The following is a 26,100-nucleotide window of genomic DNA, read 5'->3' as shown; positions in this document are numbered from 1 at the left end:
AGGGAGAGGGTTCAGCGCAGCACCTCGAGGCGCACTTGAGCAATGCCCGAGGCGATCAAGCCAAGACTGCTGGCGGCACCATGGCCCAGATCAATCACACGATGGCCGATGAACGGGCCACGGTCGTTGATGCGAATGATCGCGGAGCGACCATTCCACAGATTGGTGACGCGCACTTTGGTGCCGAAGGGCAGGGTGCGATGCGCGGCCGTCATCGTTCCGGGTCGGAAGACTTCACCATTGGCCGTGCGATTTCCGTAGAAACCTGGTCCGTACCAACTGGCCTCACCGGTGATGACACGAACGACATCTGGCACCGGCTTGACCTTGGGTTCAGGGAGCGTGGCCTGAGCTGGAGCCAACGACTCCTTGATGTCTTCCGGACGGAGTGTCGCCGTGGGAGCCGTCAATCCAGGGGCATCAGCTTCAGTTGGCTCGACTCGATTGAGAACATCAAGCGGATCGGAGATCTCTCGTGCATCAAAGTCACTGGCCAACACGGGCAGAAGGGTGACTCCGGCGACCAAAACGGTGCTGAGTGACAGCAGGCTGAAGAGGCTTCGCATCTTTAGCGATCCCTCGGCATCACCCATCAAGTGGCAGATGTCGTTGAGGAATCTGGACCGAGTAATTAGTGCTGAGGGTATAGAGAACGCATGCATCGCCGCTTGACAGCGGCGGGCCCCGCAAACGAGCGGCAGAGGAGCGGTAAGGCCTGCAAAAGATGTGCTGGCCTCATTCAACGAAGCCAAAGCACGCACCGCTATCAATTAGCAGGGCTCATCAGGGCAACAAGCCGGGCTAATCCAAGCAAAGTCCGAACCTCCAACCGTCACGCGCCCGACGCCATTGCAGGATCAGGGGGTATCAGCTGAGCCATGGATTACAAAAGCGCCGGCGTCGACGTCGAAGCGGGTCGCGCGTTCGTCGAACGAATCCGTTCATCCGTCGAAGCCACACATCGGCCAGAGGTCGTGGGCGGGCTTGGTGGATTTGGTGGAATGATGCGCCTTCCAGCCGGGATGCGCCAGCCCCTCCTCGTCTCAGGGACCGATGGGGTTGGAACCAAGCTCGAGCTGGCCCAGGAGCATGAAGGCCATCACGACGTCGGCATCGACCTGGTGGCGATGTGCGTCAACGACGTGATCACATCAGGCGCCGAGCCGCTCTTCTTTCTCGACTACATGGCCACAGGGGCACTCAGCCCAGAAGCCATGGCCCAGGTCGTAGAAGGCGTCGCCGAGGGCTGCCGACGCAGCGGATGCGCTCTGCTGGGCGGCGAAACCGCTGAAATGCCTGGCTTTTATCCAGCAGGCCGTTACGACCTCGCCGGTTTCTGCGTTGCTGTGGTCGAAGCGGATGAGGTGATTGATGGCAGCAAAATTGGGGCAGGGGACAAGGTGATCGGCGTCGCCAGCAGCGGTGTTCACAGCAATGGCTACAGCCTTGTTCGCAGGGTTCTCGAAGCCGCCGGTGCTGACCATCAGACCTGTTACGGGGCAGACCAACGCCCCTTGATTCGGGACCTGCTGAAACCAACGCGGCTTTATCCAGACCTGGTGCAAACCCTGCTGCGCCATGACATCGCCATCCATGGGATGGCACACATCACAGGTGGAGGGATTCCCGAAAATCTTCCCCGCTGCCTCCCGGCCAACGTCAGTGTTCAAATCGAGCCCGACAGCTGGCCGCGTCCGCCCCTGTTCGACTGGCTGCAACAGGCTGGAGAGATTCCTGAACGCGACCTCTGGCACACCTTCAACATGGGAGTCGGTTATTGCCTTGTGGTGCCTGAACAGCACGTTGAGCAAGCGCTCCATCAGTGCGCCGACAGTGGACATCTCGCCTGGTGCATCGGGGCCGTCACACCTCGGGACGCCGCCGATCAACCCGCCCTCCTGGGACTCCCCGCCTGAATACATCGGTTCTCAACGGCATTCGAATCCGTCGAGTGCTGAACGGTTTGGTCGCCTAAAATACGTTCAAGCGAATCGGATTTTTCTTCCGATAGCAGCGTCGATACAACTGATTAGTTCCAATGGCTTTTGATAGATCACAGCGGACAACCCGCCGTCGTTCCTCAGCGGGACCGACACCTCCTCGCCGTCCGATTTCGTCCGGTCAAGACCGTGGACACCGTCAGGGGCCGCGTCCAACCTTCCTAACGCTGCGCGACCACGGAAAAGTTTTTGTTGCTGATCTTCCGTACCTCTCCGATGGACAGCTAGCGCACATCACCAAAGAAGCCGAGGAGGTGTTGACCAGCCTCGAGCGACGGATCTCCGAGCTGGAACAGGAACTCAGTCACAGCCAACAGGATCGGGACACCCTGATCAAGGCAACGACCAAACGAGATGTCACGCGCCGCTTCATCCGATCCATTGAGGAAGAGCAGGAGCAACGCCGCAACAACCCGGCACTGCGCCACGCCGCCGGAGAGTCCTTACCACGCACCTTCCTCGAGGTGGCACGCCACAGACTGCCCGGCCATACATTTGATTCCCTTCTCCAGGAAGCGTTAGCGGCCTGCGAGCAGCAGCAAAAGGCCCTGGTGGAGCCGGTCGAGCAACCCGTGAAAGTGGTGCCGATCCGTGGTGCAGACAGCGAAAGCTTGCCTGTGGTTGTCAGCCCCGATCCGCCTGAAAATGCAGCTGAGGCCTGAGTCTCGACTCAGTCACTGAGAAACGGATTTTCAGGCATCCGCCGGGTGCAGGCCGCGCGAAGGCGATCCAGCTGAACCCGTTCTTCCCCGGTCATTTGCCACGTCAATGCAGCGGCAACGTCCCTGGCCTGTGATGGACGACGGAGCCCAGGGATCGGTGTGGCGCCATGGGCCCGGCACCAGTTCAGGGCCACCTGGGTCTGAGAGACCTTTCGGGACAGAGCGATGCGCTGGAGCTCGAAACGCAGGGGTTCGCTTGCGGGTAGGAGCCTGGTTTCAATGCGCCGACGCAGCGCTGTCTCCGCATGGGGCTTGGCACCGGGGGGTTGGCAGAGGATCCCAAACGCCAGGGGGCTGTATGCCAGAACCTCAATGCCGACGGCGCGGCAAAACGCCAACAGAGTGTCCTCTCCGGAACTCTGCGGTGAGAGCAGCGAAAACTGGACCTGCACACTCCGAAGCGGCACACCGCGGTCCAGCAGATGTCGGTGCATCGACTGCAGTCGACGGGGACCAACATTGGAAACGCCAAGTTCGAGGACATCTTCTTCCAGAACGCGATCCGCTAATCCGTCCAGCAGAGCGACCTCCTGCCAAGGGGCGTAACGGGCCGTACTCCAGTGGAGCTGAACGCGATGCAAATGCCCCCGGAGGCGTCGGCGACTGGCCTCAAAGGCCCGATCGAAGCCACGGCGTCCGAGCCGCCAGGGGAACGGAGCCAGCTTCGTGGCCACGACCAGCTCGGACCGTCGAGTCGCGGGCAGGGCCGCAATGCATTCACCGAGAAGCGACTCGCTGCGTCCCGTCCAGGCACCCGTGCCGTAGGAATCAGCCGTATCGATCAGATTGAGCCCCGAAGCCAAAGCCTGTCGGAAGGTCGCCTGCAACTGAAGATCGTCACGTTCGGGCCGATACCCCCAGACGAGCTGATTCCCCCACGACCAGGTTCCGAAACCGATTCCGCTCAACGGGGCACGCGTGCAGAACGCCATGATCGTTGCACTACAACGACCGGGATGTCTCCGCAACCCACCCAGGCTCAAGAGCTCGGCAACCCATCGCAGTCAGCCGATGGAACCAAGGAGGCATCCACGGATGACCCCGTCCTCTGCGACCACTGCAGACGCACCGCCAGTAACGGCATTCGCTGTCTTGGGATGTGTGTCGCAGACAGCCAGTACTGATGGGTGACCCACACCGTGGCTGGTGGCTCGCACTGCTCGTGCTGGTGATCGCTCATCCCTGCGTCGCTCAAGCCCTTGAGCGGTATGAAACCGAGCTGAACAACTGCACGCTGACACGCAACGCCCGGAGACTGCCCTGCCATGGGCTCGTGCTTCAGCAAGCCGATGATCACAGCCTGCGGATCCGCTTCATCGGATCAGAACGCCCGTCTGGAGCCAGTGTCAGGCTGACCTATGTCAGTCGAGATTTGAGCAATCACGATGCGCTGGTCTGCCAGGAGCAACGCTGTCGCCTAACTCCATCAACCTGGACGGGACAGGTCACCAGTGGCTCTTGGATCCGATTCAATGCCCGTGGACTACCCGATGGAGCCTCGGGCGCAAAGCTGATGACCGGGGAATGCCGCATCACCACGAAGCAGGTGATCTGCGACAGTCGGACGTCTGACGGAGAACACCTGCGTGCCGAGGCACGACTCTGAAATGCAATCAAAGGCGGCACCCAGATTCGAACTGGGGATAAAGGATTTGCAATCCTCTGCCTTACCACTTGGCCATGCCGCCGTTCAGGGATCTGCATCCCACGAGCGAGATCGTATCAGCCGCAGCCATTCGGGCCTGCTGGTCATCTGCAACGGACATGGTGAAGACCTCATCGCCCGCCGGATCCTTGAGGCCCTTCACCAACTGCGCCCGTCCATGGATCTGGCCGTTCTGCCGCTCGTCGGGCGTGGCAGCAGCTTCGACAACGCCGTCGAAGCCGGGTGGCTGAGACGACTCGGGCCAAAGGCCAACCTTCCCAGCGGTGGCTTCAGCAATCAGAGCGTCAAAGGCCTGCTGGCGGACCTCAGGGCTGGATTGGCATGGATGAGCTGGACGCAATGGCGGGTGCTGAAACACCAGGCGAACGATGGCCATGCCGTCCTGGCCGTGGGTGATCTCCTGCCCCTGCTGATGGCTCGATGCTGTGGAGCAGCCTTCGCCTTCATCGGCACACCCAAAAGCGACTACACCTGGCGCAGTGGTCCAGGCCGGGCCCTGAGCGACCGCTACCACCGCCTCAAAGGCAGTGAATGGGACCCCTGGGAATGGCTCCTGATGCGCAGCCGGCGCTGCCGTTTCGTGGCCATGCGAGACCGCCTGACCGCCCGTGGGCTGCGACGCCACGGCGTCGCAGCACTCGCCCCGGGCAACCCGATGATGGACGGGTTGAATCGGCAAGCCCCCCCTGCAGCCCTTGAGCGCTGCCGGCGCGTGTTGCTCCTGTGCGGCAGCAGAACACCGGAGGCCTCCCGCAACTTTCACCACCTCCTCGCCGGCCTAGAGCATCTGCAGACGCCGGTTCCCGTGGCCATCCTTGTGGCCGTGGGAGGCCAGCCCAACCTCCAGGATCTGGAATCCAGCCTGAGTCGCCAGGGCTATCGCCGGAGCCTGTCACCCTCGGATGACCTTGGTGCAGCCGCCTGCTGGGTGAAGAGCACCAAACTCGTCTTAATCGGCCCCGGCTGCTTCGACCGCTGGGCTGGCTGGGCGGAGACCGCCATTGCCACCGCCGGAACCGCCACGGAACAGATCGTTGGACTCGGGATCCCAGCGTTGTCACTGCCGGGTCGCGGCCCCCAGTTCAAGCTGGGATTTGCGCAACGTCAAAGCCGACTGCTGGGGGGAGCCGTCCGACCCTGCGCCAGCGAACAGGAGCTGGGACAACGGCTGGGTCAGCTGCTGGACGACCCGGGGTTGAGGCAACGCCTTGGGCAGATCGGCCAGCAACGCATGGGAGGCGCAGGGGGGAGCCAGCGCCTGGCCGAACTCGTTGTGGAACGCCTACACGGATACTGACGGTGGTCAATAGGCGTTTGTGATGGCGGCGATTCAGGACGCGGAATACGTAAAACTCTGTGCCCGTCTGGCGAGTGCGATGAGCATCAGCCTGGCCAGCGCCAGGCGACATGTCGACCAAGCCGCGGCCAAGGACGGCAAACGTGACATCGCTTCAAGGCGAGCCAAAGCCGAAGAACTGCTCGAATCCTTGGCCGGGAACGACTGCAGCAGCCAAAGGGAAACCTTGGACACCCTGCTCAGCGCCAGCGAAGGCGATGCCAATTTCATGCTGGAGGACTGAGCAGGAGCGATGGTTCCGTTGGGTCAGTGCTCGAACGTCTGGTGAAAGCGCAGCCGATCGAGCTCGGACATCACGGCCACACAGCTGAAGCAACGCAGAGCCAGCTCCCAGCGCCCTTCACGGCGCAACATCACCTCCAGCTGCCGTCGAGCTGGGATGAGATAACGCACATCATTGGCGGCATAGGCCAGCTGGACATCGGTCAACTCATCCACACGGCCCCAATCACTGCTTTGAGCCCCTTTGTCCAGCTCAACCCCGACCAGCTCCATCACCAGATCCTTCAAGCCATGGCGCGGGGTGTAGGTCCGCGCCAGACGGCTGCCGACCTTGGTACAGAACAAGGGAGCCACCTCAATGCCAAGGCCACTGGCCAGGGCGGCGACATCAAACCGGGCAAAGTGAAAGATCTTTTCAACGCCCTGAGCCTCCAGAACCCGCTGGAGGTTGGGGGCTGACTGCTGGCCAAGTCCGATGCGCACACAGCAGACGCGATCGTGTTCGTCAGCGATCTGGACCAGACAGAGACGGTCACGACCGTGGATCAACCCCATCGCTTCGGTGTCCACCGCCAGGGTGGTCACCTGGAGGTAGCGCTCAGTCCACTGATCATCGAGATCGCCGTCAAAAACAGCAAACTCAGCCGGTTCGCACTGGGAGACAGCCATGCAGCGGTGGAGCAGGAGGCCTGCAGTCTGCAGGTCAAGACGGAGCCCTCTCCACTAAGACCGCTTGAAACTCAAATTGAGATCGCCTTAGATAAGACCAGCGTCGTTTCCAATGTGTTTTCACGTCGCAAGCCTTCACGGAGCTGCCTGGCTGACATTGAGCAGTATTTCCAGCAGCCTCCGCCGCAATTTCTGGATCTTGAGTTGGCGGTTTGCTGGGTCCTGGACTGCCTGCTGAAGGACGACAACTACCCATCAGGCCTGCTCCAGGAGCTCACCCAGACCAATCCCCAATTGCGTCTGTCAGAAACGGTGCTCCAACAGGCGCTGGCCTTCTTGGAGCAGCAGGGTTCCATCACCACCTACAGCAAGCGCTGTCCCAGTCGGGGGCGGCCCAGACGCATGCTTCACCTTCAAGCGGAAGCACGCCAACAGGCCCAGAAGCTCATGACCCCTTGGCACAGCTGGCTCAGCAGTCATCAGCTGATGCTGTCTTGAACCGCCGCGGCCGTTGCACCTTTAGAAAGGATCTCGATTTCACCGGCCGCCATGCCTGTTGGATTTCAGTCCACACTGCTGCTGACCGTTCTGCTGGCAATCGGCCTGGTCTTCTTTCTCCGCGCAGCCAGCAAGGACCGCACCACGGTGGTGGATGTCACATCCCCTCAACCGCCGATCACGGTGCTCGACGGACTGAGCAGCTGGCTGGAGCAGCGGGGATGGATCCGAGACGGCGGGGATGTCGACCGTCAGGTGCTGCGCTTCCGCGGGCAGGTGACCTCCAGCACACCGCTGGCGGTGTTGCTGTCGATCCTGGCCGCCATCGGAGGCAGCTGTTTTGGCCTGGTGCTGCGTCAGCTCACCCCTGCACTCGGCTGGTGGCCGCTGGCCTTGATCGCCCTGGGACCTGTCGCGGGGTGGATCTACAGGCGACGGGCATCGCGAATGGAAAGTCTTGAACTGCAACTGATGAATGGCTCCGACGCCGACGGCAGCCAGTTGCGCCTGCGCGCCCATCGGGATGAATTGATTGCGATCGAGCTTGAGCTCGGTCGTGAACTGCAGCTCGCCAGCGATGGATCCCTTTTGTCGTCTCCGATCTGAACCATGCCTGTGCACACGTGGCTGCGACGTCGGAGGGTCTCTCTGCCCCTGTTGATCAGCGTGTTGAGCCTGATGGTGTTGGCCCAAGCGGCCGAGGGACCACCCAAAGCCAACAACTGGCTCCCGGACACGCCCAAGGCCACCATCCGTCCCGTGGAGGGAGCCGATCACTGTCCCCAAGCAGGACAGCCCGATCCGCTGCTCGGAGCACGGACGAAACAACCGGGTCGCTGGCTGGGGCGTCAAGCGGTCAGCCCGACCCTGCCGATTGTTGTGATGGCCGGTCATGCCGACTCGCAGAACATGCCCAGTGCCGGCACCCCCGGTTACGCCGTTGATGTTCAACGGCAACCACCGATGGATGCCGCCATGCGGGATGAACTGTTCTGGAACATTGAGGTCCAGGACGAGGTGGTGCGCCAAGGGAAGGAGGCAGGGCTCAACATCCGCGGCTACCGACCACCGGCGCTGACCATCCGCAATGACAACGACCCGCGAACGAATTGGTCTCAAGCCAGAACGCTCTCAGCCCGTGGGGAGTACATCCTCGAGATCCATTTCGATGCCTACAGCCCCCATGGCTTCGGGTCTGGACTGATTCCCGCCATCAATCGCCCGCTCAACCGGGTGGATGAAGCCCTCGGACAAGCCTTCGGACGCTTTCCCGTCAACTTCCGAGGCGGCCTCGGCGGACCCCGGCGCGGCATCGGAATTTTAGAAATCGGGATGCTTGAGCCACCACTCGAAACCAAGCTCCGCGACCCCGCCACACGGGACCAGACGGTGGAATGCCTGGCCGAACGTGTGGTGAACGCGTTGGTGAAGGGCGTCAGTTGATCGCCTGATGGGGGCGGCAACGCTCATCCAGCGAGGCATCGCCCAGCCAGTCCTGGGGCTTGGTGAACAGATCGGTCAGCAACGCCTCCCTCGATCCCTCGTCAGCCTTGTAGCCGTATTCCCAACGCACAAGCGGAGGGAGCGACATCAGGATCGACTCGGTTCGGCCATTGGTCTGCAAGCCAAAAATTGTTCCTCGGTCCCAGACGAGGTTGAACTCGACATAGCGACCACGGCGGTACAGCTGGAACTCACGTTCTCGCTCGCCATAGGCCATCGGATGACGCTTCTCAACGATCGGCGCATAGGAGGGCAGGAAGGCCCGTCCATTGGCTTGCCCCAAGGCGAACAGCTGTTCCCACCCAAGGGGTCGGGCCCCCAGCTCTGAGGACACCTTCGCCGCAGGGCCATTGGGATCCTGACCCTTGTAGAGCACCCCGCTGGAATCTTGATAGTCATAGAAGATTCCACCAACGCCCCTGGTTTCATCCCTGTGCTTCAGGAAGAAGTATTCGTCGCACCAGGGTTTGAAAACCTTGTGCAGATCAGGGTGCACCGAATCACAGGCCGCCTGGTGGGTTCTGTGGAAGTGACGGGCGTCATCCAAGAACGGGTAATACGGCGTGAGGTCAGCCCCACCGCCAAACCACCAGACAGGGCCCGCCTCGAAATAGCGGTAATTGAGGTGAACCGTCGGGATGTAGGGATTGCGCGGGTGCAACACCATGGATGTTCCCGTGGCGAACCAGGGGTGACCCTTGGCTTCCGGGCGTTGCTTCAGGATTGAGGGGGGCAGCTCCTGCCCTTGAACTTCCGAGAAGTTGACGCCGCCCTGTTCAAAAACCCGGCCCTCACGCATCACGCGGGAGCGGCCACCTCCTCCTTCGGGACGATCCCAACTCTCTTCCGCAAAGCGCCCCTCACCGTCGAGCGCCTCAAGGCCCGCACAGATTTCGTCCTGGAGGCCCATCACCATGGCCCGGGCACGCTCCCGGGAATCCTTGGGGGGCAAGGCCAGTTGCGGCATGGTCGAGCCCGTCGCCTCGCGTCCGCGGAGGCGTCGTATCAAGGATCGGACCATGCGCTGAGGAAACCAGGGAGTCAGGAAACCTAAACAGGTCAGCCCAGACCCCGACAAGGCTCCGTGAGGGACTGTCACGGGAGAACGCTTCTAGGATCCAGCTCGCACTGATTGAACTGATGGTCTCGGCCGCGCAGGCAAATGGCGTCCTCGACGCCGTCAAAGACGCTGGGAGCGGACGATCAGCCCTGGAACTCGGTTGGATTGACCAGGTTCGCGTGGTCTCCCCACGGGCCATTTTTCGCCTCAATCTGCCGGGCTTTGCCCAGAGCCAGCGCGATCGCATCGTGGCGGAAGCCCGGGATGCCCTGTTGAAACTGGACGGCATCGACGACGTTCAGATCGAGGTTGGCTCGGCACCGAGCCAGGGTGGAATCGGACAAGCCGGTCACGGCCAGCAGGCTGAGCGCCAGGCCATACCCGGCGTTCGCCAGGTGATTGCCGTCAGCAGCGGCAAGGGCGGCGTGGGCAAGAGCACGGTGGCCGTCAACCTGGCCTGCGCCTTAGCCCGGACCGGGCTCAAAGTGGGATTGCTCGACGCGGACATCTACGGCCCCAATGCTCCGACCATGCTCGGAGTCGCCGATCAGACTCCTCAGGTTGAAGGGAGCGGTGATCAGCAGCGGATCATCCCGATCGAAAGCTGCGGGATCGCCATGGTTTCCATGGGCCTGCTGATCGACGATCACCAGCCGGTGATCTGGCGGGGGCCGATGCTCAACGGCATCATCCGACAGTTCCTCTACCAGGCCGACTGGGGTGAGCGGGACGTTCTGGTGGTGGACCTACCACCGGGCACCGGTGATGCCCAGCTGTCGCTGGCCCAGGCTGTCCCCATGGCAGGCGTTGTGATCGTGACCACTCCCCAGCAGGTGTCCCTGCAGGACGCCCGTCGCGGCCTGGCGATGTTCCGCCAGATGGGCATTCCTGTGCTGGGTGTGGTGGAAAACATGAGCGCCTTTATTCCTCCAGACATGCCCGATCGGCGTTACGCCCTGTTTGGCAGTGGTGGGGGAGCCCAACTGGCCGGTGATTACGACGTCCCCCTTCTGGCCCAGATCCCGATGGAAATGCCGGTTCAGGAAGGTGGGGACACCGGTCGACCGATCGTGATCAGCCGATCCGATTCCCCCAGCGCCGTTGAGTTCCTTGGCCTGGCTGATCGGGTGCTGCAGCACGTCACCCAACCCTCCTGACGATGTTGTCCCGCCGCCGCCGCCGTCGACAGCAGCGGGAATGGATTCTCTGGGGAGTTCCACTCGCCATGGTGGCCATCGCCGGTGTTCTGATCGCCAGCACCCAGCGCCAGGCTGACTACGCGGACTGGTACGACCACTGGTTCACAGCCTTCGGGGGCGTCGTGATCGCCCTCATCCTGCAGCGCTTGCCCTTGCAGCGCCTGCAGTCGCTGTTGATGCCCCTCTATGGCCTCACGGTGATCAGCCTGATTGCCGTCCGACTGATCGGGACAACCGCGCTGGGCGCCCAGCGCTGGATCAGCATCGGCGGCATTCATGTTCAGCCGTCCGAATTCGCGAAAATCGCTGTCATCCTGCTGGTGGCAGCTGTGCTGGAACGTCACCCGGTGGAGCGACCGATCGATCTACTGAGGCCCCTCGGGGTGATTGCAGTTCCGTGGCTGCTGGTCTTCATCCAACCGGATCTGGGCACATCACTGGTGTTCGGCGCCTTGATGCTGACGATGCTCTATTGGTCCGGGATGCCGGTGGAGTGGGTGATCCTGCTGCTGTCGCCGCTGCTGACAGTCCTGTTATCGCTGCAACTCCCCTGGGATGGATTGCAGACGACCAACCTGCAAAGCCTCGTCAGTCAGGCCTTCGTCGAACAGACCACGCCGATTTGGATCGCGCTGGTGAGTTGGAGTGTTTTCACCGCGTTGCTCGCGTTTCGCTCCCTGCCCTGGAGACGACTCTCCGCACTCGCCATGGGGGCCATTCAGATCAGCACGCTGATCGTGAGCCCCATTCTCTGGGGCGTCGTTCTGCAGGACTATCAACGCGACCGCTTGCTTCTGTTCCTTGACCCCAGCAAAGATCCCCTGGGCGGTGGATATCACCTGCTTCAAAGCACCGTGGGGATCGGTTCAGGCGGCCTGTTCGGCACCGGACTGCTCCAGGGTCAGCTGACCAAACTGCGCTTCATTCCAGAGCAGCACACCGATTTCATCTTCAGCGCATTGGGAGAAGAGACCGGTTTCCTCGGTTGTCTGCTGGTGATCGTGGGCTTTGCCCTGCTGATGGGACGCCTGCTCCAGGTCGCCCGCCATGCCCGCAGCGACTTCGAATCGCTGGTGGTGATTGGCATCGGCACGATGATCATGTTCCAGGTGGTGGTGAACATCTTTATGACCATCGGCCTCGGCCCTGTCACCGGAATCCCTCTCCCCTTTCTGAGCTATGGGCGCTCAGCGATGGTGGTCAATTTCATTGCGCTTGGGCTCTGCCTCTCGGTGGTGAAGCAAAGCCGGCGCCTCAACATCCTGCGCTGATGGTCCAGGCCAGCTTCCACACCCTGCGAAGCCGCTTAGCCGAGGGCGTACCGGCAGGTGGCTGCGATGACGCTGGGGCGCGACGGCTTTGGTGGGCCGCCCTGGAGACCCTCCAACAAGCGCTGATCAACCAATCAGATCAACCGCGGGGGGTTTGGCTGGCGGCCCCCTTACCGGCGCTCTATGCCCCATCGCTGATCAGTCAACTCAGGGGGTGGGTTTGGGCACCGGAATCGATTGAACGCCTCACAGCTGTTGAGCGGGCTTTACCCGGCGGAGGGGCACAGACGGTCCATCGCTTCGATCGCTTATCCCTGCTGGACGACGACGGCGACGATCCGTTTCTCCTCGTGATCACACCGCAGCTTCAGGTCGCCTTGGCCCTGCATGGACCGACCGATCAGCGCCAACTGCTGATGCGCTGCGACACACCCACACTGAGCGAGGCGCTGACGCTCATTGGTCATCGGCTCCGGAAGCAGGATCCAGCCCAGGCGATGGCGCTGCAACAGGAGCTGGAAGCCCTTGGTCCACTCCACAGCGAGGAACGCTGGAGTGATCGCTTCTGGCCACAGGTCGCCGAACGACTCACCGGGATGGCTCCCAGCATCACGCTGCAGGCCGCTCCAGAGGCGGCCAGAGCCGTAGCCAGCGACCAAGAACAGGAGCTGTCCCTGCTGGAGGCCCTGACCCACGAGGTGCGCACTCCCCTGGCCACGATTCGCACCTTGATCCGTTCCCTGCTTCGCCGCCGTGATCTCCCCGCCGTTGCGCTGCAACGGCTGCAGCAAATCGATGTCGAGTGCAGCGAGCAGATCGATCGCTTCGGGTTGATCTTCCATGCCGCGGAACTGCAGCGCCAACCCGCTGAAACGACTCTGGCCCGCACCGACCTCGCGGCCATCCTTGAATCGCTGGCACCCGGGTGGAAGGACCAGCTCGACCGACGTGGCGTCAGCCTCTGCCTCGATCTGGATCCACACCTGCCGATGGTCCTGAGCGACCCCAGTCGGCTGGAACCGATGCTGGGTGGCCTGATCGACCGCACCAGCCGCGGCCTCAGTGCAGGAAGTCGCCTGGAGCTGGTTCTCAGGGCAGCCGGAGCCCGACTCAAGCTGCAGATTCTGGTGCAACAGCCCAAGCGGGACGGCGGAGCGAGCGCGGATCCCTCAAACCACGGCAGCACACAGGCCCAGGTTGGCCCGGTGCTGAGCTGGAATCCAGCCACCGGAAGTCTTCAGCTGAGCCAAGCTGCGACGCGTCAGCTGATGGCCAGTCTCGGAGGCCGCTTCCGGCAACTGCATGACCGCAGCCTGACCGTGTTCTTTCCCGTCGCCACAGACGCAGAGCTCAGCTGACTGGGCTTTATTGACGGGTGTGAAGGATGCTTTCGCGGGCAGGAATTTGCCCTGCTCACGGTGCTACTTTCCAGCCATAACGGCCCGTCTGGATTTTCTCAGCCATGGCAGCATCGGCGTTGAATGGTCAGCTTCCTCAGTTCATCGGCAGCACAGGCGGCCTGCTGAATTCCGCGGAAACAGAAGAGAAATACGCGATCACCTGGTCCAGCAACAGCTCCCAGGCCTTTGAGCTGCCCACCGGCGGCGCAGCCATGATGAATTCCGGCGAAAACATCATGTATTTCGCCCGCAAGGAGCAGTGCCTGGCCCTCGGCACCCAGCTGCGGACCAAGTTCAAGCCCCGGATCGAGGACTACAAGATCTACCGGATCTTCCCCGGCGGAGACACCGAGTACCTCCACCCCGCTGACGGCGTCTTCCCTGAGAAAGTCAACGACGGCCGGGCCATGGTGGGTCATAACGCCCGTCGCATCGGTCAGAACACCAATCCCGCCAACATCAAGTTCAGCGGCCGCAATACCTTCGACGCCTGATTCATTCAGGCAAACGTCACCGATGGCCCGAGGCTGTCGGTGACGCTGCCAAGATGCGCGCATGCTCAGCCCTGATCGCGCCTCCTTCCGGCAGGCAGCCGCCAACGGTTTCAATCTGATCCCTCTGGCCCAGAGCTGGCCAGCGGATCTTGAGACACCGCTCACAACCTGGATCAAGGTCGGAGCCAATCGGCCTCCCGGTGTCCTCCTGGAATCGGTTGAGGGTGGTGAAACCCTTGGACGCTGGAGTGTTGTCGCCTGTGATCCGCTGTGGACGGCCTCAGCGCGCGATGACGTTCTGATGCGTGAGTGGCGCGATGGACGCCGTGATCAGACGGTGGGCAATCCTTTCGATGGGCTTCGGGCTCTGCTGGCCCCCTACCGCTGTGCCTCCCTTCCGGGTCTCCCCCCCCTTGGGCAGCTCTATGGCATGTGGGGCTATGAGCTCATCCGTTGGATCGAGCCCAGCGTTGGGGTCCATGACAGTGCCGCCGATGCTCCGCCCGACGGCATATGGATGCTGATGGATTGCATCCTGATTTTTGATCAGGTCAAGCGGATCATCACGGCGGTGGCCTACGCCGACCTCAGCAATGGCGAGGATCCCGAAGCCGCCTGGGAGGACGCGATCACCAGGATCCAGACCCTGCGGGAGCGCATGACGGCTCCGCTTCCACCCATTGAACCGCTCACCTGGTCTGCCGATGCCGGTGACCTGCCATCGGTCCAGAGCAACCGCAGCCAGGAGAACTTTGAGACAGCCGTGGAAACAGCCCGTGAACACATCGCGGCCGGAGATGTGTTCCAGCTGGTGCTCAGCCAACGGCTGGAGGCTGATGTGCCCCAGCAACCCCTTGAGCTCTACCGAAGTCTGCGGATGGTGAACCCATCTCCTTACATGGCGTTCTACGACTTCGGCGACTGGCAGCTGATCGGATCCAGCCCAGAGGTGATGGTGCAGGCGGAACCTGCGGCGGATGGGATTCGCGCCAGTCTGCGGCCGATTGCGGGGACACGTCCCCGTGGACGAACACCCCTGGAAGATCGGGAGCTGGAAGCGGATTTACTCGCAGACCCCAAGGAGCGTGCTGAGCACGTCATGCTCGTGGACCTCGGTCGCAATGACCTGGGTCGGGTCTGCCAGCCAGGGAGTGTCGAGGTCAAGGACCTGATGGTGATCGAGCGGTACTCCCATGTGATGCACATCGTCAGTCAGGTGGAAGGTCGACTGTCCCCAGAGCACGATGTGCTCGACCTGCTGATGGCCGCCTTCCCCGCCGGAACCGTCAGTGGTGCCCCCAAGATCAGAGCCATGCAACTGATCAACAGCCTCGAACCGGATGCGAGGGGGCCCTACTCGGGGGTGTACGGATCCGTGGATCTGGCCGGTGCCCTGAACACCGCGATCACGATTCGGACGATGGTGGTTCAGCCCAATGGGTCGGGGGGCTGCCGCGTGAAGGTTCAAGCGGGAGCCGGTGTGGTCGCCGATTCCAAACCCGATGCGGAATTCCAGGAAACCCTCAACAAAGCCAAGGGCATGCTCACGGCTCTGGCCTGTCTGAACCCATCGAAGCCATGACCAGCGCCCTGTTGCAGAAAGGCTTCGAGGTCGAACTGTTCACCGGACGTCCCAGCGGCGAAAACGTCGGCGTGTCCTCCGCCGTCGCCAACGATCTGCCGGGGTTCGTCACCGAGCCCGATCACCGCAATCTGGAATACATCACGGACCCCCTTCGGGATTACGGGACCCTTCACGAGGCATTACTCGCGCCCCGGCGTGAGCTGCGTCGCTGGCTGACACCCAAGGGACTCACGCTATTGCCCGGGAGCACCCTCAGCCTGGGCGATAACAGCCGCTTTGAACGGTCCAACCCGGACAACCCGTATCACGGCCTCATCGAGCAGACCTACGGCACCCGGGTCGTCACGGCGAGCATTCATATCAATCTCGGGATCGAGGATCCAAACCTCCTGTTCGCGGCGGTCCGACTGGTGCGTTGCGAAGCCGCCCTGTATCTCGCCCTCAGCGCCAGCTCACCCTTCCTCTCCGGCGAGTGCTGCAACAACCATTCCCAGCGCTGGCATCAGTTCCCGCTCACACCCAGCTCCGTTCCCCTGTTCCGGGACCACGAGCACTACATCGACTGGGTGCTGGAGCAGTTGGCCGAGGGTGCGATGTGGAATGAACGCCATCTCTGGACATCGGTCCGCCCCAACGGTCCACGTCGCCCCCATGAGCTCAATCGTCTGGAGCTGCGCATCTGCGATCTCGTGACGGACCCGATCCAGCTGCTGGCGATCACGGCGTTACTCGAGCTGCGGATCCAGCAATTGATCCGTGAGCCGGAACGACTGGACCCCCTGGCGGACAGCCCCTTGTCCGCTGAGCAGTTGATGGAGCTGGCGGACACCAACGACGCAGCGGCAGCACGCAACAGCCTCCAGGCAAGCCTGCGTCACTGGCAAACCGGCGAGCGCGTCCGCTGTTCGGACTGGATTCACGAGCTGATCCACCAGGTGCGGCCCCTCGCCGAGGAGCTCTCGCTGGAGCGCCATCTCACGGTGATCGACGCCATGCTCTCCGCCGGCAATCAGGCGATGCAATGGATCGAACAGCACCAAGACGGTGCGTCGATCAGTGACCTGATCCGCGATGGCGCCCTGGCGATGGCACGTCAGGAAGAGACCCTGAGCCCCTCTTTGGGATGATCATGGCCAGACCAACTCCCGATCCCGCCTCGATGCCCCAGCCCACCACAACTGCACCCGAAGGCGATCAGGCCCGGGCCAATGGTGGGGACGCCGTTGCTGGCCGCTTGCTGCAACAGCGCCTGGAGCTCGTTGAAGACCTCTGGCAGACAGTCCTGCGCAGCGAATGTCCGGCCGAACAAAGCGAACGACTGCTGCGTCTCAAGCAGCTGAGTGATCCTGTCGCGCTGGAAGGCCGGGACGGCGACAGCACCAGTGAAGCGATTGTGGCCCTGATCAAGGCCATGGATCTCTCGGAAGCGATCGCCGCGGCCCGCGCGTTCTCGCTTTATTTCCAGTTGATCAACATCCTCGAACAGCGCATCGAGGAAGACAGCTATCTCGACAGCCTCACCCCCAACGGTCAGACGAAGGATTCGGAGTCGACGTCCGGCAACGATGGCTTCGATCCGTTTGCTCCCCCCCTGGCCAGCCAAACCGATCCAGCGACTTTCGGAGAGCTGTTCCAACGGCTTCGGCGCCTGAACGTTCCCCCGGCACAGGTCGAATCACTGCTCCAGGAGCTCGACATCCGGCTGGTCTTCACGGCCCACCCCACCGAAATCGTGCGCCACACGGTTCGGCACAAGCAGCGACGTGTGGCCACACTGCTGCAGCGGCTTCAATCCGACCACACGATTTCCCTGCAGGAGCGCGACACGCTCCGCCAACAGCTGGAAGAGGAAATCCAGTTGTGGTGGCGAACCGATGAACTGCACCAGTTCAAGCCCACGGTGCTGGATGAGGTCGACTCCACCCTGCATTACTTCCAGCAGGTGCTGTTCGATGCGATGCCCCAGATGCGGCGGCGCCTCACATCAGCCCTCAATCGAAGTTATCCCGATGTCCGCTTCCCGCAGGCCTCGTTCTGCACATTTGGATCCTGGGTGGGCTCCGATCGGGATGGCAACCCATCGGTGACACCGGCCATCACCTGGCGCACGGCCTGTTATCAACGGCAGCTGATGCTGGAGCGTTACATCAGCTCCGTTGGTGCCCTGCGCAATCAACTGAGCATCTCCATGCAATGGAGTCAGGTCGGCGCACCGCTGCTCGAATCCCTGGAGATGGATCGTCTCCGCTTCCCCGAGATCTATGAAGAGCTCGCGGCGCGGTACCGCCTCGAGCCCTATCGCCTCAAGCTCAGCTACATCCTTGAGCGTCTGCAGTTGACGCTTAAGCGAAACAATCAGTTGTCGGAAGCCGGATGGCAGTCGCCTCGAGACATCGACAACGGCTCAGCCAGTCCTCTCCCCAATGGCGATCCGCTGCACTACAGCACCATTGATGAATTCCGGATCGATCTGGAACTGATCCGCAACAGCTTGGTCAGCACGGAACTGAGTTGCGAGCCGCTCGACACCCTGCTGCACCAGGTCCACATCTTTGGCTTCTCCCTGGCCAGCCTGGACATCCGGCAGGAGAGCACCCGACACAGCGACGCCATCGATGAATTGAGCCGCTACCTGCAGCTGGCCAAGCCCTATGGCGAGATGGAGGAAGCGGAACGGGTCACTTGGTTGCTCAAGGAACTGGCGACCCGTCGACCACTGATTCCTGCCGCCGTCGACTGGAGTGACGCCACCGCTGAGACGATCGCCGTCTTCCAGATGCTGCAGCGTTTGCAGGCTGAATTCGGCCAACGAATCTGCAACACCTATGTGATTTCGATGAGTCACACCGCCTCCGACCTGCTGGAGGTGATGCTGCTCGCGAAGGAAGCCGGTTTGGTGGATCCGCTCGGCGGCCATGCCTCCCTGCTGGTGGTCCCCCTCTTCGAGACCGTGGAAGACCTCCAGCGCGCCCCTGGCGTGATGGAAGATCTGCTCAACACTGAGCTTTACCGCAAGCTGCTTCCCTTGACGGGAGCCCAGCAACTCCCCTTGCAGGAGCTGATGCTGGGCTATTCCGACAGCAACAAGGATTCTGGATTTCTCTCCAGCAACTGGGAGATTCACCAGGCGCAGATTGCCCTTCAAGACCTGGGCAGCCGCAGTGGTGTCGCCCTGCGCCTCTTTCACGGCAGGGGAGGTTCCGTCGGTCGTGGGGGCGGCCCCGCCTATCAAGCCATCCTTGCCCAGCCGAGTGGGACGCTGCAGGGGCGAATCAAGATCACCGAGCAAGGAGAAGTCCTTGCCTCCAAGTACAGCCTGCCGGAACTGGCGTTGTACAACCTCGAAACCCTGACCACAGCGGTGGTCCAGAACAGCCTGGTCACCAACCAGCTGGATGCAACCCCCAGCTGGAATCAACTGATGAGTCGTCTGGCGAGCCGTTCCCGCGAGCACTATCGCGCCCTCGTCCACGACAATCCCGATCTGGTGGCGTTCTTCCAGCAGGTCACCCCGATCGAGGAAATCAGCAAACTTCAGATCTCCAGTCGACCGGCCCGGCGCAAAACCGGCGCCAAGGACCTCTCGAGCCTCCGGGCGATTCCCTGGGTGTTCGGCTGGACCCAAAGTCGATTTTTACTGCCCAGCTGGTTCGGCGTTGGCACGGCCCTGGCCAGTGAAGTCGACTCAGACCCGCAGCAACTCGATCTGTTGCGCCGGCTCCATCAGCGCTGGCCCTTCTTCCGGATGCTGATCTCCAAAGTGGAGATGACGCTCTCCAAGGTGGATCTTGACCTGGCTCGCCATTACATGACCAGCCTCGGCGCCGCCGAAAACCGGGAATCCTTTGAGCGCATTTTCCAGGTGATTGCCGATGAATACACCCTCACGCGCAAGATCGTGCTCCAGATCACCGGGCAATCACGGCTCCTCGCCGCGGATCAGGGGCTGCAACTGTCGGTTGACCTGCGCAACCGCACGATCGTTCCCCTTGGTTTCCTTCAGGTGGCTCTGCTGAAGCGCCTGCGCGACCAGAACCGTCAGCCCCCCATGAGTGAATCGATCACCGCCAGTGATGACGGCCGCACCTACAGCCGAAGCGAACTGCTGCGCGGTGCCCTGCTCACCCTCAACGGCATTGCCGCTGGCATGCGCAACACCGGCTGACCCTTGCTCCCTTTCCTGCAACAGTCATCGACACCGAATTTGCCGGATGGCTTTCGGATCGAAACCTCCGAGCGGCCATCACCGGCACAACTCAACGGCCTGCTTCAGGCTTGCGGAGAATCCACCCATGACGAGGAACGCTGGCAGCTCGCCCTTGAGCGCAGCGTCTGGCATCTGAGCATCCTGGACACGTCGAATGGTGAGCTGGTCGGCTTCGTACGCGCGACCAGTGACTTGGCGCTGAACGCCAATCTCTGGAATCTCTGTGCACGCCCCGGGGCAGACCAGGCACAGCTGCTCGCGGTTTTGGTGCATCGCTCCCTGCACATGCTGCGCCGGGACCTTCCCGGTTGCAGTTTGTCGATCTCCGCCCCGGCAGACACCGTTGAAGCCCTCGAGAAACAAGGCTTTGTGATCGATCCCAACGGGATCAGAGCCATGGGGCTGCCGCTGCAGACACCTTGACCTGACCGTCTGAAACAACACGAGCATGGAGGGACTCGAACCCCCGACCCTCAGAACCGGAATCTGATGCTCTATCCAACTGAGCTACATGCCCACTGATCGGTCAAAGACCGCAGCAGAAGAGATGGCCTCAAGCCCTCTCGTTATGGGTACCTTACCCACACGTCGCACCTGATCCCATCCGGCTTCAAAAGCTCCAGCTCAAGGGGTTCCGGAACCATGAACGGCTGGAGCTGACGCTGACCGAGCCGCGGCTCCTGGTGATCGGCCCGAACGGCATCGGCAAGTCCAACCTGCTGGAAGCGGTGGAGCTGCTCGGCAGTCTGCGCTCCCACCGCTGCAGCCAGGACCGTGATCTGATCCAGTGGGATCAGCCCCGCGCCCTGCTGCGAGCAGAGGTCGGCGAAGATCGAGATCAACTCGAACTCGAGCTCAGACGCAGCGGAGGGCGACAGGCCCGACGCAACGGCAAGACGCTGGAGCGACAGCTGGATCTGATCGGGCCCCTGCGCTGCATTGGATTCAGCGCCTTGGATCTGGATCTTGTGCGCGGAGAGCCAGCCCTGCGGCGCCAGTGGCTGGACCGGGTGGTGCTGCAGCTGGAGCCGGTCTATGCCGAGCTGATCAGTCGGTACAGCCGCCTGCTCCGCCAACGCGCCCAGCTCTGGCGGCAGAGAAGCGTGAGGCGCGAGGAGCATGGGGCCTTACTCGATGCATTCGATGTACAGATGGCTCTGGTGAGCACGCGCATCCATCGCCGCCGTCGACGTGCCCTCAGCCGCCTCGAACCGATTGCCGCACGCTGGCAAACCCATCTGAGCAAAGGCCATGAAGAGCTGCGGCTGAGCTATGTGCCGGGCAGTCGCCTTGGGGATGAGGAAGCGGAGGAACCATGGCGCCTCTCGATTGAAGAACAACTCAAGGCGCAGAGAGCTGAAGAAGAGCGCCTCGGCAGCTGCCGGGTCGGCCCCCATCGCGATGAGATTGCCCTGATGATTGATGGTCAGCCCGCCCGTCGCTTCGGATCCGCCGGGCAGCAGCGCAGCCTCGTCCTGGCCTTGAAGCTGGCCGAACTCGAATTGGTCACCGAGCTCTGCGGCGAACCTCCACTGCTGCTGCTGGACGATGTGCTGGCCGAACTCGATCCGGCACGCCAGCAGCTGTTGCTTGATGCGGTGGGGAACAGCCACCAATGCCTCATCAGCGCAACCCACCTCGACGGGTTCGAGGGCGGCTGGCGAAAGCATGCTCAGATCTTGGATCGCAATGAGCTGGAACAGACCGTGACATCAGATAAGGTGTAGAGCTGTTTTTTATCCGCCTGATGGAGCAAGGCTTCTCTGATCTGCATCCCAATCCGGGATGGGGGGGCATGACAACAATCGAACCGACCGACATGGTCGGCAAGCACTGCATCCTCGAGCTCTACGAGTGCGACACCGGTCTGCTCGATGACGAAGCCTTTCTGAGGACCACCATCACGACAGCAGCGAAGCGTGCTGGTGCGACTCTGCTCAATCTGATCACCCACCGCTTTGAACCCCAGGGCGTCACTGGCCTGGCCCTTCTGGCGGAATCCCACATCTCCATTCACACCTGGCCCGAATCGGGGTATGCGGCAGTGGATGTGTTCACCTGTGGGGATCACACCATGCCGGAACAGGCCTGTGAGGTTCTGCGGCAGGAACTGAAGGCCGGACGACATGCCCTGAATAGTTTTCTCCGAGAAACTCCGGCCGCCATCGCGACGAGTGAGCGCGAACCGCTCAGCTGCGATTGAGCTTGCCGCTCACCAGGCCTTCCAGGTCAAGGCTCACTGAGGTGAAGCCCATGGCCAGGAAGGCCTCGACCAGGTCCGACTGATCGGCCAGATCCAGAACGGTACGCAAACGATCAGCGGGAACTTCAATGCGCGCGGCAGTGCCCTGGCAGCGGACCCGAACCCGCTCGAAGCCTCGCGTGATCAACCAGGCCTCAGCCCGGCCCACCCGTTGCAACCGCTCGGCGGAGATCGTGTCGCCGTAGGGAAATCTGGAGGCCAGACAGGGTTGTGCCGGCTTATCCCACCAGGGCAATCCAAGGGCATGGGACAGCTTGCGGACCGTGGCTTTGTCGACCTCCAGTTCCGCCAAAGGCGAGCGCACACCAGCCTCCCGTGCAGCCGCAATCCCAGGACGGTGATCGCCGAGGTCATCGAGATTCACCCCATCCACCACCAGAGCGCCACCGGCTGCCGCAGCAATCGGAGCCAGATGGCGATGCAGTTCCCGCTTGCAGGCAAAGCAGCGATCCTCAGGATTGGCGCTGTACTGCGGGTCATCGAGCTCCCGGGTTCGACACTCCTGATGACGGATCCCGATCCAGGCCGCCTGGGCGCGGGCTTCATCCAGGAGGTGCGGGGCAAGGGCCGGCGAGACTCCAGTGATGGCAAGGGACGCCTCGCCTTTCTGTTCAAAGGCGAGCGTGGCGACCAGGGCGCTGTCCACACCGCCGGAATAGGCAACACAGACACCATCGGTGCGCTGAAACCACTGGCGCAGCCGATCCAGTTGAGCGGCCTCGGACTCGGACAGAGATTCCAGAAGGCGGAACATCGAGGCGTGCGGTTGAACGATCTATGTAGGCTCCAACCGTAAGAGCCTTGGCCATGCCCCGAAGCATCGGGATCGTCACCGCAGCAGACAGTCGCGAACGCAGCCACGGTCAGCTGCACATTTACGACGGTGAAGGCAAAGGCAAGAGCCAGGCCGCTCTCGGGGTGGTGTTGCGCACCATCGGGTTGGGGATCTGTGAGCAACGCCAAACCCGCGTGCTGCTGCTGCGGTTTCTCAAGGGCCCCGGTCGTTCCTACGACGAAGATGCCGCCATCGAAGCGCTCCAGCAGGGTTTCCCACATCTGATCGATCACCTCCGCACCGGGCGGGCCGATCACTTCACCGCCGAGGAAGCCACACGGTTCGATCGGGATGAAGCCCAACGCGGTTGGGTCATTGCCAAAGGAGCCATCGCCAGCGCGCTGTACTCAGTGGTGGTGCTCGATGAATTGAATCCCGTTCTCGAGCTCGGTCTGCTCGATGTGGACGATGTCGTCCGCACCCTGGATTCCCGCCCGGCAGGAATGGAAATCATCATCACGGGGCGCGCTGCACCGGCCACCTTGGTGCGATCCGCCGACCTGCATTCGGAGATGCGGGCCCACCGACGTCCGGGGCTCGATGACGATCGCGTTGTCCCCCTCAATGTGAGCACCGGGATTGAGATTTACACCGGTGAAGGCAAAGGCAAATCAACCAGCGCCCTCGGCAAGGCCCTCCAAGCCATCGGGCGGGGAATCAGCCAGGACAAGAGTCATCGGGTGTTGATTCTCCAATGGCTGAAAGGAGGCAGCGGCTACACGGAAGACGCCGCCATCGCCGCCTTGCGCGAAAGCTATCCACACCTGGTGGATCACCTTCGTTCCGGCCGGGACGCAATCGTGTGGCGAGGCCAACAGCAGCCGATCGATTACGTGGAAGCCGAACGGGCCTGGGAGATCGCCCGGGCCGCGATTTCCAGCGGGCTGTACAAGACCGTGATTCTCGATGAACTCAACCCAACGGTTGATCTCGAACTGCTTCCGGTCGAACCGATCATGCAGACCCTGCTGCGCAAGCCAGCCGAAACCGAAGTGATCATCACCGGGCGCTGCAAAAATCCCCCGGCGTACTTCGATCTGGCCAGCATTCATTCCGAGATGGTCTGCCACAAGCATTACGCCGAGCAAGGCGTGGATCTCAAGCGCGGCGTCGATTACTGAGCCTCAGTAGCGCACCATCGTGGGGTCCACCTGATCGGCCCAGGCATCGATTCCACCTGCCACGTTGATCGCCTCAATGCCCTGCACCGCCAGCAGTTCGGCAGCCCGAGCGGAACGCCCACCGGCCTTGCAGTGGACATACAAGCGTCCGGCCTTGGTGAGCTCTCGCAACTGCTCAATGGCTTCACCGCTCTCAATCGATCCCAGGGGAATCAACTGAGCGGCGGGGATCCTGCAAACCTCCGCCTCCGGGGGATTGCGAACATCGACAAGCACGAGGCTCTCAGGATCAGCGTCGAGCATCGATTTGAGTTCAACGACGGAAATGCTCTCCACGGGCACGGAACCTTCAGCACAGACCTGGCCGTAGTCAACCAGCTCCGTGATCGGAGCTCGAGATCCATCCTTTTGGAGACGCAATTCGCGGAAGCGCATCGAAAGGGCATCCACAACCAGAAGCCTTCCATCCAATGGTGAGCCAATCCCTGTGATCACCTTGATCGCTTCGGTGGCCTGAATCATCCCGATCAGTCCGGGCATCACACCCATCACGCCAGCGGCGGAACAAGAAGGAACGGCTCCGGGCGGCGGCGGCTCCGGCAGCAAGTCGCGATAGTTCGGGCTCTCTTCCGTGAGATTGAACACACTGGCTTGGCCATCGAAGCGCTGCACCGAGCCATAGATCAAGGGCTTGCCCAGCAACACGCAGGCGTCATTGATCAAGTAGCGGCTGGGGAAGTTATCGGTGCCGTCACAGACCAGGTCGTACCCATCAATGAGCGCTGTCGCGTTGTCAATGGTGAGCATCGTTTCGTGCACGTCCACCTGACAGGCGGGGTTGAGCGCCTGAATCCGTGCACAGGCGGAACGAGCTTTGGAGCGACCAAGCCATTCGGTGGAATGAATCACCTGACGCTGCAGGTTCGACTCCTCGACCACATCGGCATCGACGATGCCGATCCGACCGACCCCAGCCGCAGCCAGGTAGAGCAGCAACGGTGCACCGAGCCCACCACTACCGACGCACAGCACCGCAGCATCACGCAGACGCTGCTGACCGGCCTCTCCCACCTCGGGAAGCAGCAGATGACGTGAATAACGCTGCCGCTCAGCGTCATTCAAGGGCTGTGGAGACGGCATCACACACCGCAAGCCATTTCAGTGTCCCAGACCTGCACGGGGACGGAAACGACCGGTTGTCCCGGGGGCAGCCACCACGCTGCCGGCGTGCCTGAAGCATCCAGAATGACCGTAATCAGCTTCGGGTCAGCGAGCGCACGGTCGTTCTCCGATGGCTGATGACCACTATGCGGATGGGAATGCGCAGCCCCAAGGACACGCAGCGCCCTCGTCCGGGCCCAGCGCTGAGCAGCGATCTGTTCGCGTGGATCCAGGGCGAAACGCCGGTAGCGCTCTTGCGGCTGCATCCAGACATTGCGGCAGGGCCAGATCGTTTGAACGCTGACTGATCGATCCTCGGCCTGCGATCCGAGCAACAGAGCACAGCCTTCCTCCGGGGCGACGGCAGCCAGATCCGCGCGGAGAACGGTGAGGCAACCGCCATGGAAGCGAATCAGGGTTGGCGGGATCGCGGCCGTATCGATACGCTCTGCAGACATTGTTCCGTTTTATTGCCCCAATGAGCGACTCCACCGGATTGAAAGACCCCGTGAGCGAAGCCAGTTCTGTCAACGGAACAGCTTCCGCTGATGAGGGTGCGTCCTTCAGTGAGCGCTATGGCGAAGTGGTCGGCAAAATCAACGACACCCTCGACCAGGTTGATTGGAACCAGATGGGTCGCATCGGCAAGATTGTCGGCATCTTCGCTGCCGTCATCGTTGCCCAGATCCTGATCAAGGGCATCCTCGACACCATCAACCTGCTGCCGGTGGTCCCTGGGCTGCTCGAGCTGCTCGGTGTGGTGGTCGTGGGCCAGTGGAGCTGGAAGAATCTCACCACCAGCGACAAGCGCTCTGTTCTGATCCAACGCATTCAGACCCTGCGTCAGGAATATCTCGGCTGATCAGC

Annotated in this window: 28 protein-coding genes and 2 tRNA genes; 21 read left to right on the top strand and 9 right to left on the bottom strand. The window is 62.0% G+C overall.

The features are described from left to right. Nucleotides 1–11: 11 nt before the first annotated feature. A complete protein-coding gene (locus ACGVKB_RS06320; RefSeq protein WP_392350419.1) occupies nucleotides 12–566 on the bottom strand; it encodes a septal ring lytic transglycosylase RlpA family protein in 555 nt (184 codons plus the stop codon). Between the two features lie 312 nt (nucleotides 567–878). On the opposite strand from ACGVKB_RS06320, the gene purM reads away from it, so the two are divergent. Both purM and ACGVKB_RS06310 read left to right on the top strand, forming a co-directional pair. Continuing rightward, nucleotides 879–1,916 (top strand): phosphoribosylformylglycinamidine cyclo-ligase, encoded by a 1,038-nt coding sequence (gene purM, locus ACGVKB_RS06315; RefSeq protein WP_392350418.1) that lies wholly within the window; start codon nucleotides 879–881, stop codon nucleotides 1,914–1,916. Between the two features lie 122 nt (nucleotides 1,917–2,038). Then, nucleotides 2,039–2,662: a histidine phosphotransferase gene (locus tag ACGVKB_RS06310; protein ID WP_392350417.1), complete on the top strand. Its 624-nt coding sequence runs from the start codon at nucleotides 2,039–2,041 to the stop codon at nucleotides 2,660–2,662. An 8-nt stretch (nucleotides 2,663–2,670) separates the two neighbouring features. Here ACGVKB_RS06310 and ACGVKB_RS06305 read toward each other — a convergent pair whose 3' ends face one another. Beyond that, nucleotides 2,671–3,630: an aldo/keto reductase gene (locus ACGVKB_RS06305; RefSeq protein WP_392350416.1), complete on the bottom strand. Its 960-nt coding sequence runs from the start codon at nucleotides 3,628–3,630 to the stop codon at nucleotides 2,671–2,673. A 48-nt stretch (nucleotides 3,631–3,678) separates the two neighbouring features. Between ACGVKB_RS06305 and ACGVKB_RS06300 the strand changes: the two genes are divergently transcribed. Together ACGVKB_RS06300 and ACGVKB_RS06295 are read left to right on the top strand one after the other, a co-directional pair. Beyond that, complete coding sequence (locus ACGVKB_RS06300) at nucleotides 3,679–3,846, top strand: hypothetical protein (protein WP_392350415.1); 168 nt, start codon at nucleotides 3,679–3,681, stop codon at nucleotides 3,844–3,846. Next, on the top strand, nucleotides 3,846–4,328 hold the full coding sequence (locus tag ACGVKB_RS06295) for a hypothetical protein (protein WP_392350414.1): 483 nt from the start codon (nucleotides 3,846–3,848) through the stop codon (nucleotides 4,326–4,328). Before ACGVKB_RS06300 ends, ACGVKB_RS06295 begins: the two co-directional genes overlap by 1 nt. A gap of 11 nt (nucleotides 4,329–4,339) precedes the next feature. Here the strand turns inward: ACGVKB_RS06295 and ACGVKB_RS06290 are convergent. Then, nucleotides 4,340–4,410: transfer RNA gene (locus ACGVKB_RS06290), tRNA-Cys, on the bottom strand. A gap of 54 nt (nucleotides 4,411–4,464) precedes the next feature. Here ACGVKB_RS06290 and ACGVKB_RS06285 point away from each other — a divergent pair. Both ACGVKB_RS06285 and ACGVKB_RS06280 read left to right on the top strand, forming a co-directional pair. Then, nucleotides 4,465–5,685 (top strand): lipid-A-disaccharide synthase-related protein, encoded by a 1,221-nt coding sequence (locus tag ACGVKB_RS06285; protein WP_392350477.1) that lies wholly within the window; start codon nucleotides 4,465–4,467, stop codon nucleotides 5,683–5,685. Nucleotides 5,686–5,707: 22 nt separating this feature from the next. Beyond that, nucleotides 5,708–5,968: a hypothetical protein gene (locus ACGVKB_RS06280; protein WP_392350413.1), complete on the top strand. Its 261-nt coding sequence runs from the start codon at nucleotides 5,708–5,710 to the stop codon at nucleotides 5,966–5,968. A 23-nt stretch (nucleotides 5,969–5,991) separates the two neighbouring features. Here ACGVKB_RS06280 and ACGVKB_RS06275 read toward each other — a convergent pair whose 3' ends face one another. Further along, entirely contained in the window at nucleotides 5,992–6,636 is a 645-nt protein-coding gene (locus ACGVKB_RS06275) for a ribonuclease D (protein WP_392350412.1), read from the bottom strand. 114 nt (nucleotides 6,637–6,750) lie between these two features. Between ACGVKB_RS06275 and ACGVKB_RS06270 the strand changes: the two genes are divergently transcribed. Genes ACGVKB_RS06270 through ACGVKB_RS06260 form a run of 3 tightly spaced genes read left to right on the top strand, consistent with a single transcriptional unit; the run spans nucleotide 6,751 to nucleotide 8,577 of the window. Next, nucleotides 6,751–7,134, top strand: coding sequence for a PadR family transcriptional regulator (locus ACGVKB_RS06270; RefSeq protein ID WP_392350411.1), 384 nt, complete (start codon nucleotides 6,751–6,753; stop codon nucleotides 7,132–7,134). Between the two features lie 51 nt (nucleotides 7,135–7,185). Continuing rightward, complete coding sequence (locus tag ACGVKB_RS06265; RefSeq protein ID WP_392350410.1) at nucleotides 7,186–7,740, top strand: cofactor assembly of complex C subunit B; 555 nt, start codon at nucleotides 7,186–7,188, stop codon at nucleotides 7,738–7,740. 3 nt (nucleotides 7,741–7,743) lie between these two features. Further along, complete coding sequence (locus ACGVKB_RS06260; protein ID WP_392350409.1) at nucleotides 7,744–8,577, top strand: N-acetylmuramoyl-L-alanine amidase; 834 nt, start codon at nucleotides 7,744–7,746, stop codon at nucleotides 8,575–8,577. Here ACGVKB_RS06260 and hemF read toward each other — a convergent pair. After that, on the bottom strand, nucleotides 8,570–9,658 hold the full coding sequence (hemF, locus tag ACGVKB_RS06255) for an oxygen-dependent coproporphyrinogen oxidase (RefSeq protein ID WP_392350408.1): 1,089 nt from the start codon (nucleotides 9,656–9,658) through the stop codon (nucleotides 8,570–8,572). The two genes, ACGVKB_RS06260 and hemF, sit on opposite strands and share 8 nt — an antisense overlap. 119 nt (nucleotides 9,659–9,777) lie before the next feature. Between hemF and ACGVKB_RS06250 the strand changes: the two genes are divergently transcribed. The 8 genes from ACGVKB_RS06250 (at nucleotide 9,778) to ACGVKB_RS06215 (ending at nucleotide 20,276) form a co-directional block, all read left to right on the top strand. Further along, complete coding sequence (locus ACGVKB_RS06250; RefSeq protein WP_392350407.1) at nucleotides 9,778–10,854, top strand: P-loop NTPase; 1,077 nt, start codon at nucleotides 9,778–9,780, stop codon at nucleotides 10,852–10,854. 2 nt (nucleotides 10,855–10,856) lie between these two features. Next, nucleotides 10,857–12,167, top strand: a complete 1,311-nt coding sequence (gene rodA, locus ACGVKB_RS06245) for a rod shape-determining protein RodA (RefSeq protein ID WP_392350406.1) — start codon at nucleotides 10,857–10,859, stop codon at nucleotides 12,165–12,167. Beyond that, complete coding sequence (locus ACGVKB_RS06240; protein ID WP_392350405.1) at nucleotides 12,167–13,525, top strand: sensor histidine kinase; 1,359 nt, start codon at nucleotides 12,167–12,169, stop codon at nucleotides 13,523–13,525. Before rodA ends, ACGVKB_RS06240 begins: the two co-directional genes overlap by 1 nt. A 104-nt stretch (nucleotides 13,526–13,629) precedes the next feature. Continuing rightward, nucleotides 13,630–14,061 carry a photosystem I reaction center subunit II PsaD gene (locus ACGVKB_RS06235; protein ID WP_392350404.1) on the top strand — a complete coding sequence of 144 codons (432 nt, stop codon included), beginning with the start codon at nucleotides 13,630–13,632 and terminating at the stop codon, nucleotides 14,059–14,061. Between the two features lie 61 nt (nucleotides 14,062–14,122). Beyond that, complete coding sequence (locus ACGVKB_RS06230; protein ID WP_392350403.1) at nucleotides 14,123–15,643, top strand: anthranilate synthase component I family protein; 1,521 nt, start codon at nucleotides 14,123–14,125, stop codon at nucleotides 15,641–15,643. Beyond that, on the top strand, nucleotides 15,640–16,773 hold the full coding sequence (gene gshA / locus ACGVKB_RS06225) for a glutamate--cysteine ligase (RefSeq protein WP_392350402.1): 1,134 nt from the start codon (nucleotides 15,640–15,642) through the stop codon (nucleotides 16,771–16,773). Before ACGVKB_RS06230 ends, gshA begins: the two co-directional genes overlap by 4 nt. A gap of 32 nt (nucleotides 16,774–16,805) precedes the next feature. Further along, complete coding sequence (gene ppc, locus ACGVKB_RS06220; protein WP_392350401.1) at nucleotides 16,806–19,811, top strand: phosphoenolpyruvate carboxylase; 3,006 nt, start codon at nucleotides 16,806–16,808, stop codon at nucleotides 19,809–19,811. A gap of 3 nt (nucleotides 19,812–19,814) precedes the next feature. Next, a complete protein-coding gene (locus ACGVKB_RS06215; protein WP_392350400.1) occupies nucleotides 19,815–20,276 on the top strand; it encodes an N-acetyltransferase in 462 nt (153 codons plus the stop codon). Between the two features lie 20 nt (nucleotides 20,277–20,296). Here the strand turns inward: ACGVKB_RS06215 and ACGVKB_RS06210 are convergent. Next, nucleotides 20,297–20,370 (bottom strand) — tRNA-Arg (locus tag ACGVKB_RS06210). Nucleotides 20,371–20,455: 85 nt separating this feature from the next. Here ACGVKB_RS06210 and recF point away from each other — a divergent pair. Together recF and speD are read left to right on the top strand one after the other, a co-directional pair. Further along, nucleotides 20,456–21,580 carry a DNA replication/repair protein RecF gene (gene recF, locus ACGVKB_RS06205; RefSeq protein WP_392350476.1) on the top strand — a complete coding sequence of 375 codons (1,125 nt, stop codon included), beginning with the start codon at nucleotides 20,456–20,458 and terminating at the stop codon, nucleotides 21,578–21,580. Nucleotides 21,581–21,600: 20 nt separating this feature from the next. Then, the gene (gene speD, locus ACGVKB_RS06200) at nucleotides 21,601–22,056 is read left to right on the top strand and encodes an adenosylmethionine decarboxylase (protein ID WP_392350399.1); all 456 of its coding nucleotides are present in this window, start codon (nucleotides 21,601–21,603) and stop codon (nucleotides 22,054–22,056) included. Here the strand turns inward: speD and larE are convergent. Further along, nucleotides 22,043–22,870, bottom strand: a complete 828-nt coding sequence (gene larE, locus ACGVKB_RS06195; RefSeq protein ID WP_392350398.1) for an ATP-dependent sacrificial sulfur transferase LarE — start codon at nucleotides 22,868–22,870, stop codon at nucleotides 22,043–22,045. The two genes, speD and larE, sit on opposite strands and share 14 nt — an antisense overlap. A 53-nt stretch (nucleotides 22,871–22,923) precedes the next feature. Here larE and ACGVKB_RS06190 point away from each other — a divergent pair, with 53 nt between their 5' ends. Next, a complete protein-coding gene (locus ACGVKB_RS06190; protein WP_392350397.1) occupies nucleotides 22,924–24,072 on the top strand; it encodes a cob(I)yrinic acid a,c-diamide adenosyltransferase in 1,149 nt (382 codons plus the stop codon). Between the two features lie 3 nt (nucleotides 24,073–24,075). Here the strand turns inward: ACGVKB_RS06190 and moeB are convergent, their stop codons facing one another. Together moeB and ACGVKB_RS06180 are read right to left on the bottom strand one after the other, a co-directional pair. Continuing rightward, the gene (gene moeB, locus ACGVKB_RS06185) at nucleotides 24,076–25,212 is read right to left on the bottom strand and encodes a molybdopterin-synthase adenylyltransferase MoeB (RefSeq protein ID WP_392350396.1); all 1,137 of its coding nucleotides are present in this window, start codon (nucleotides 25,210–25,212) and stop codon (nucleotides 24,076–24,078) included. Next, entirely contained in the window at nucleotides 25,212–25,691 is a 480-nt protein-coding gene (locus ACGVKB_RS06180; RefSeq protein ID WP_392350395.1) for a M67 family metallopeptidase, read from the bottom strand. The genes moeB and ACGVKB_RS06180 overlap by 1 nt, the downstream gene beginning before the upstream one ends. A gap of 20 nt (nucleotides 25,692–25,711) precedes the next feature. On the opposite strand from ACGVKB_RS06180, the gene ACGVKB_RS06175 reads away from it, so the two are divergent. Continuing rightward, a complete protein-coding gene (locus tag ACGVKB_RS06175; RefSeq protein WP_392350394.1) occupies nucleotides 25,712–26,095 on the top strand; it encodes a CAAD domain-containing protein in 384 nt (127 codons plus the stop codon). Nucleotides 26,096–26,100 lie beyond the last annotated feature (5 nt).

Source organism: Parasynechococcus sp. (assembly GCF_042954325.1).
GTDB lineage: Bacteria > Cyanobacteriota > Cyanobacteriia > PCC-6307 > Cyanobiaceae > Parasynechococcus.
The sequence above is the reverse complement of the archived record's forward strand: the minus strand, read 5'-3'. Positions and strand labels throughout refer to the sequence as shown.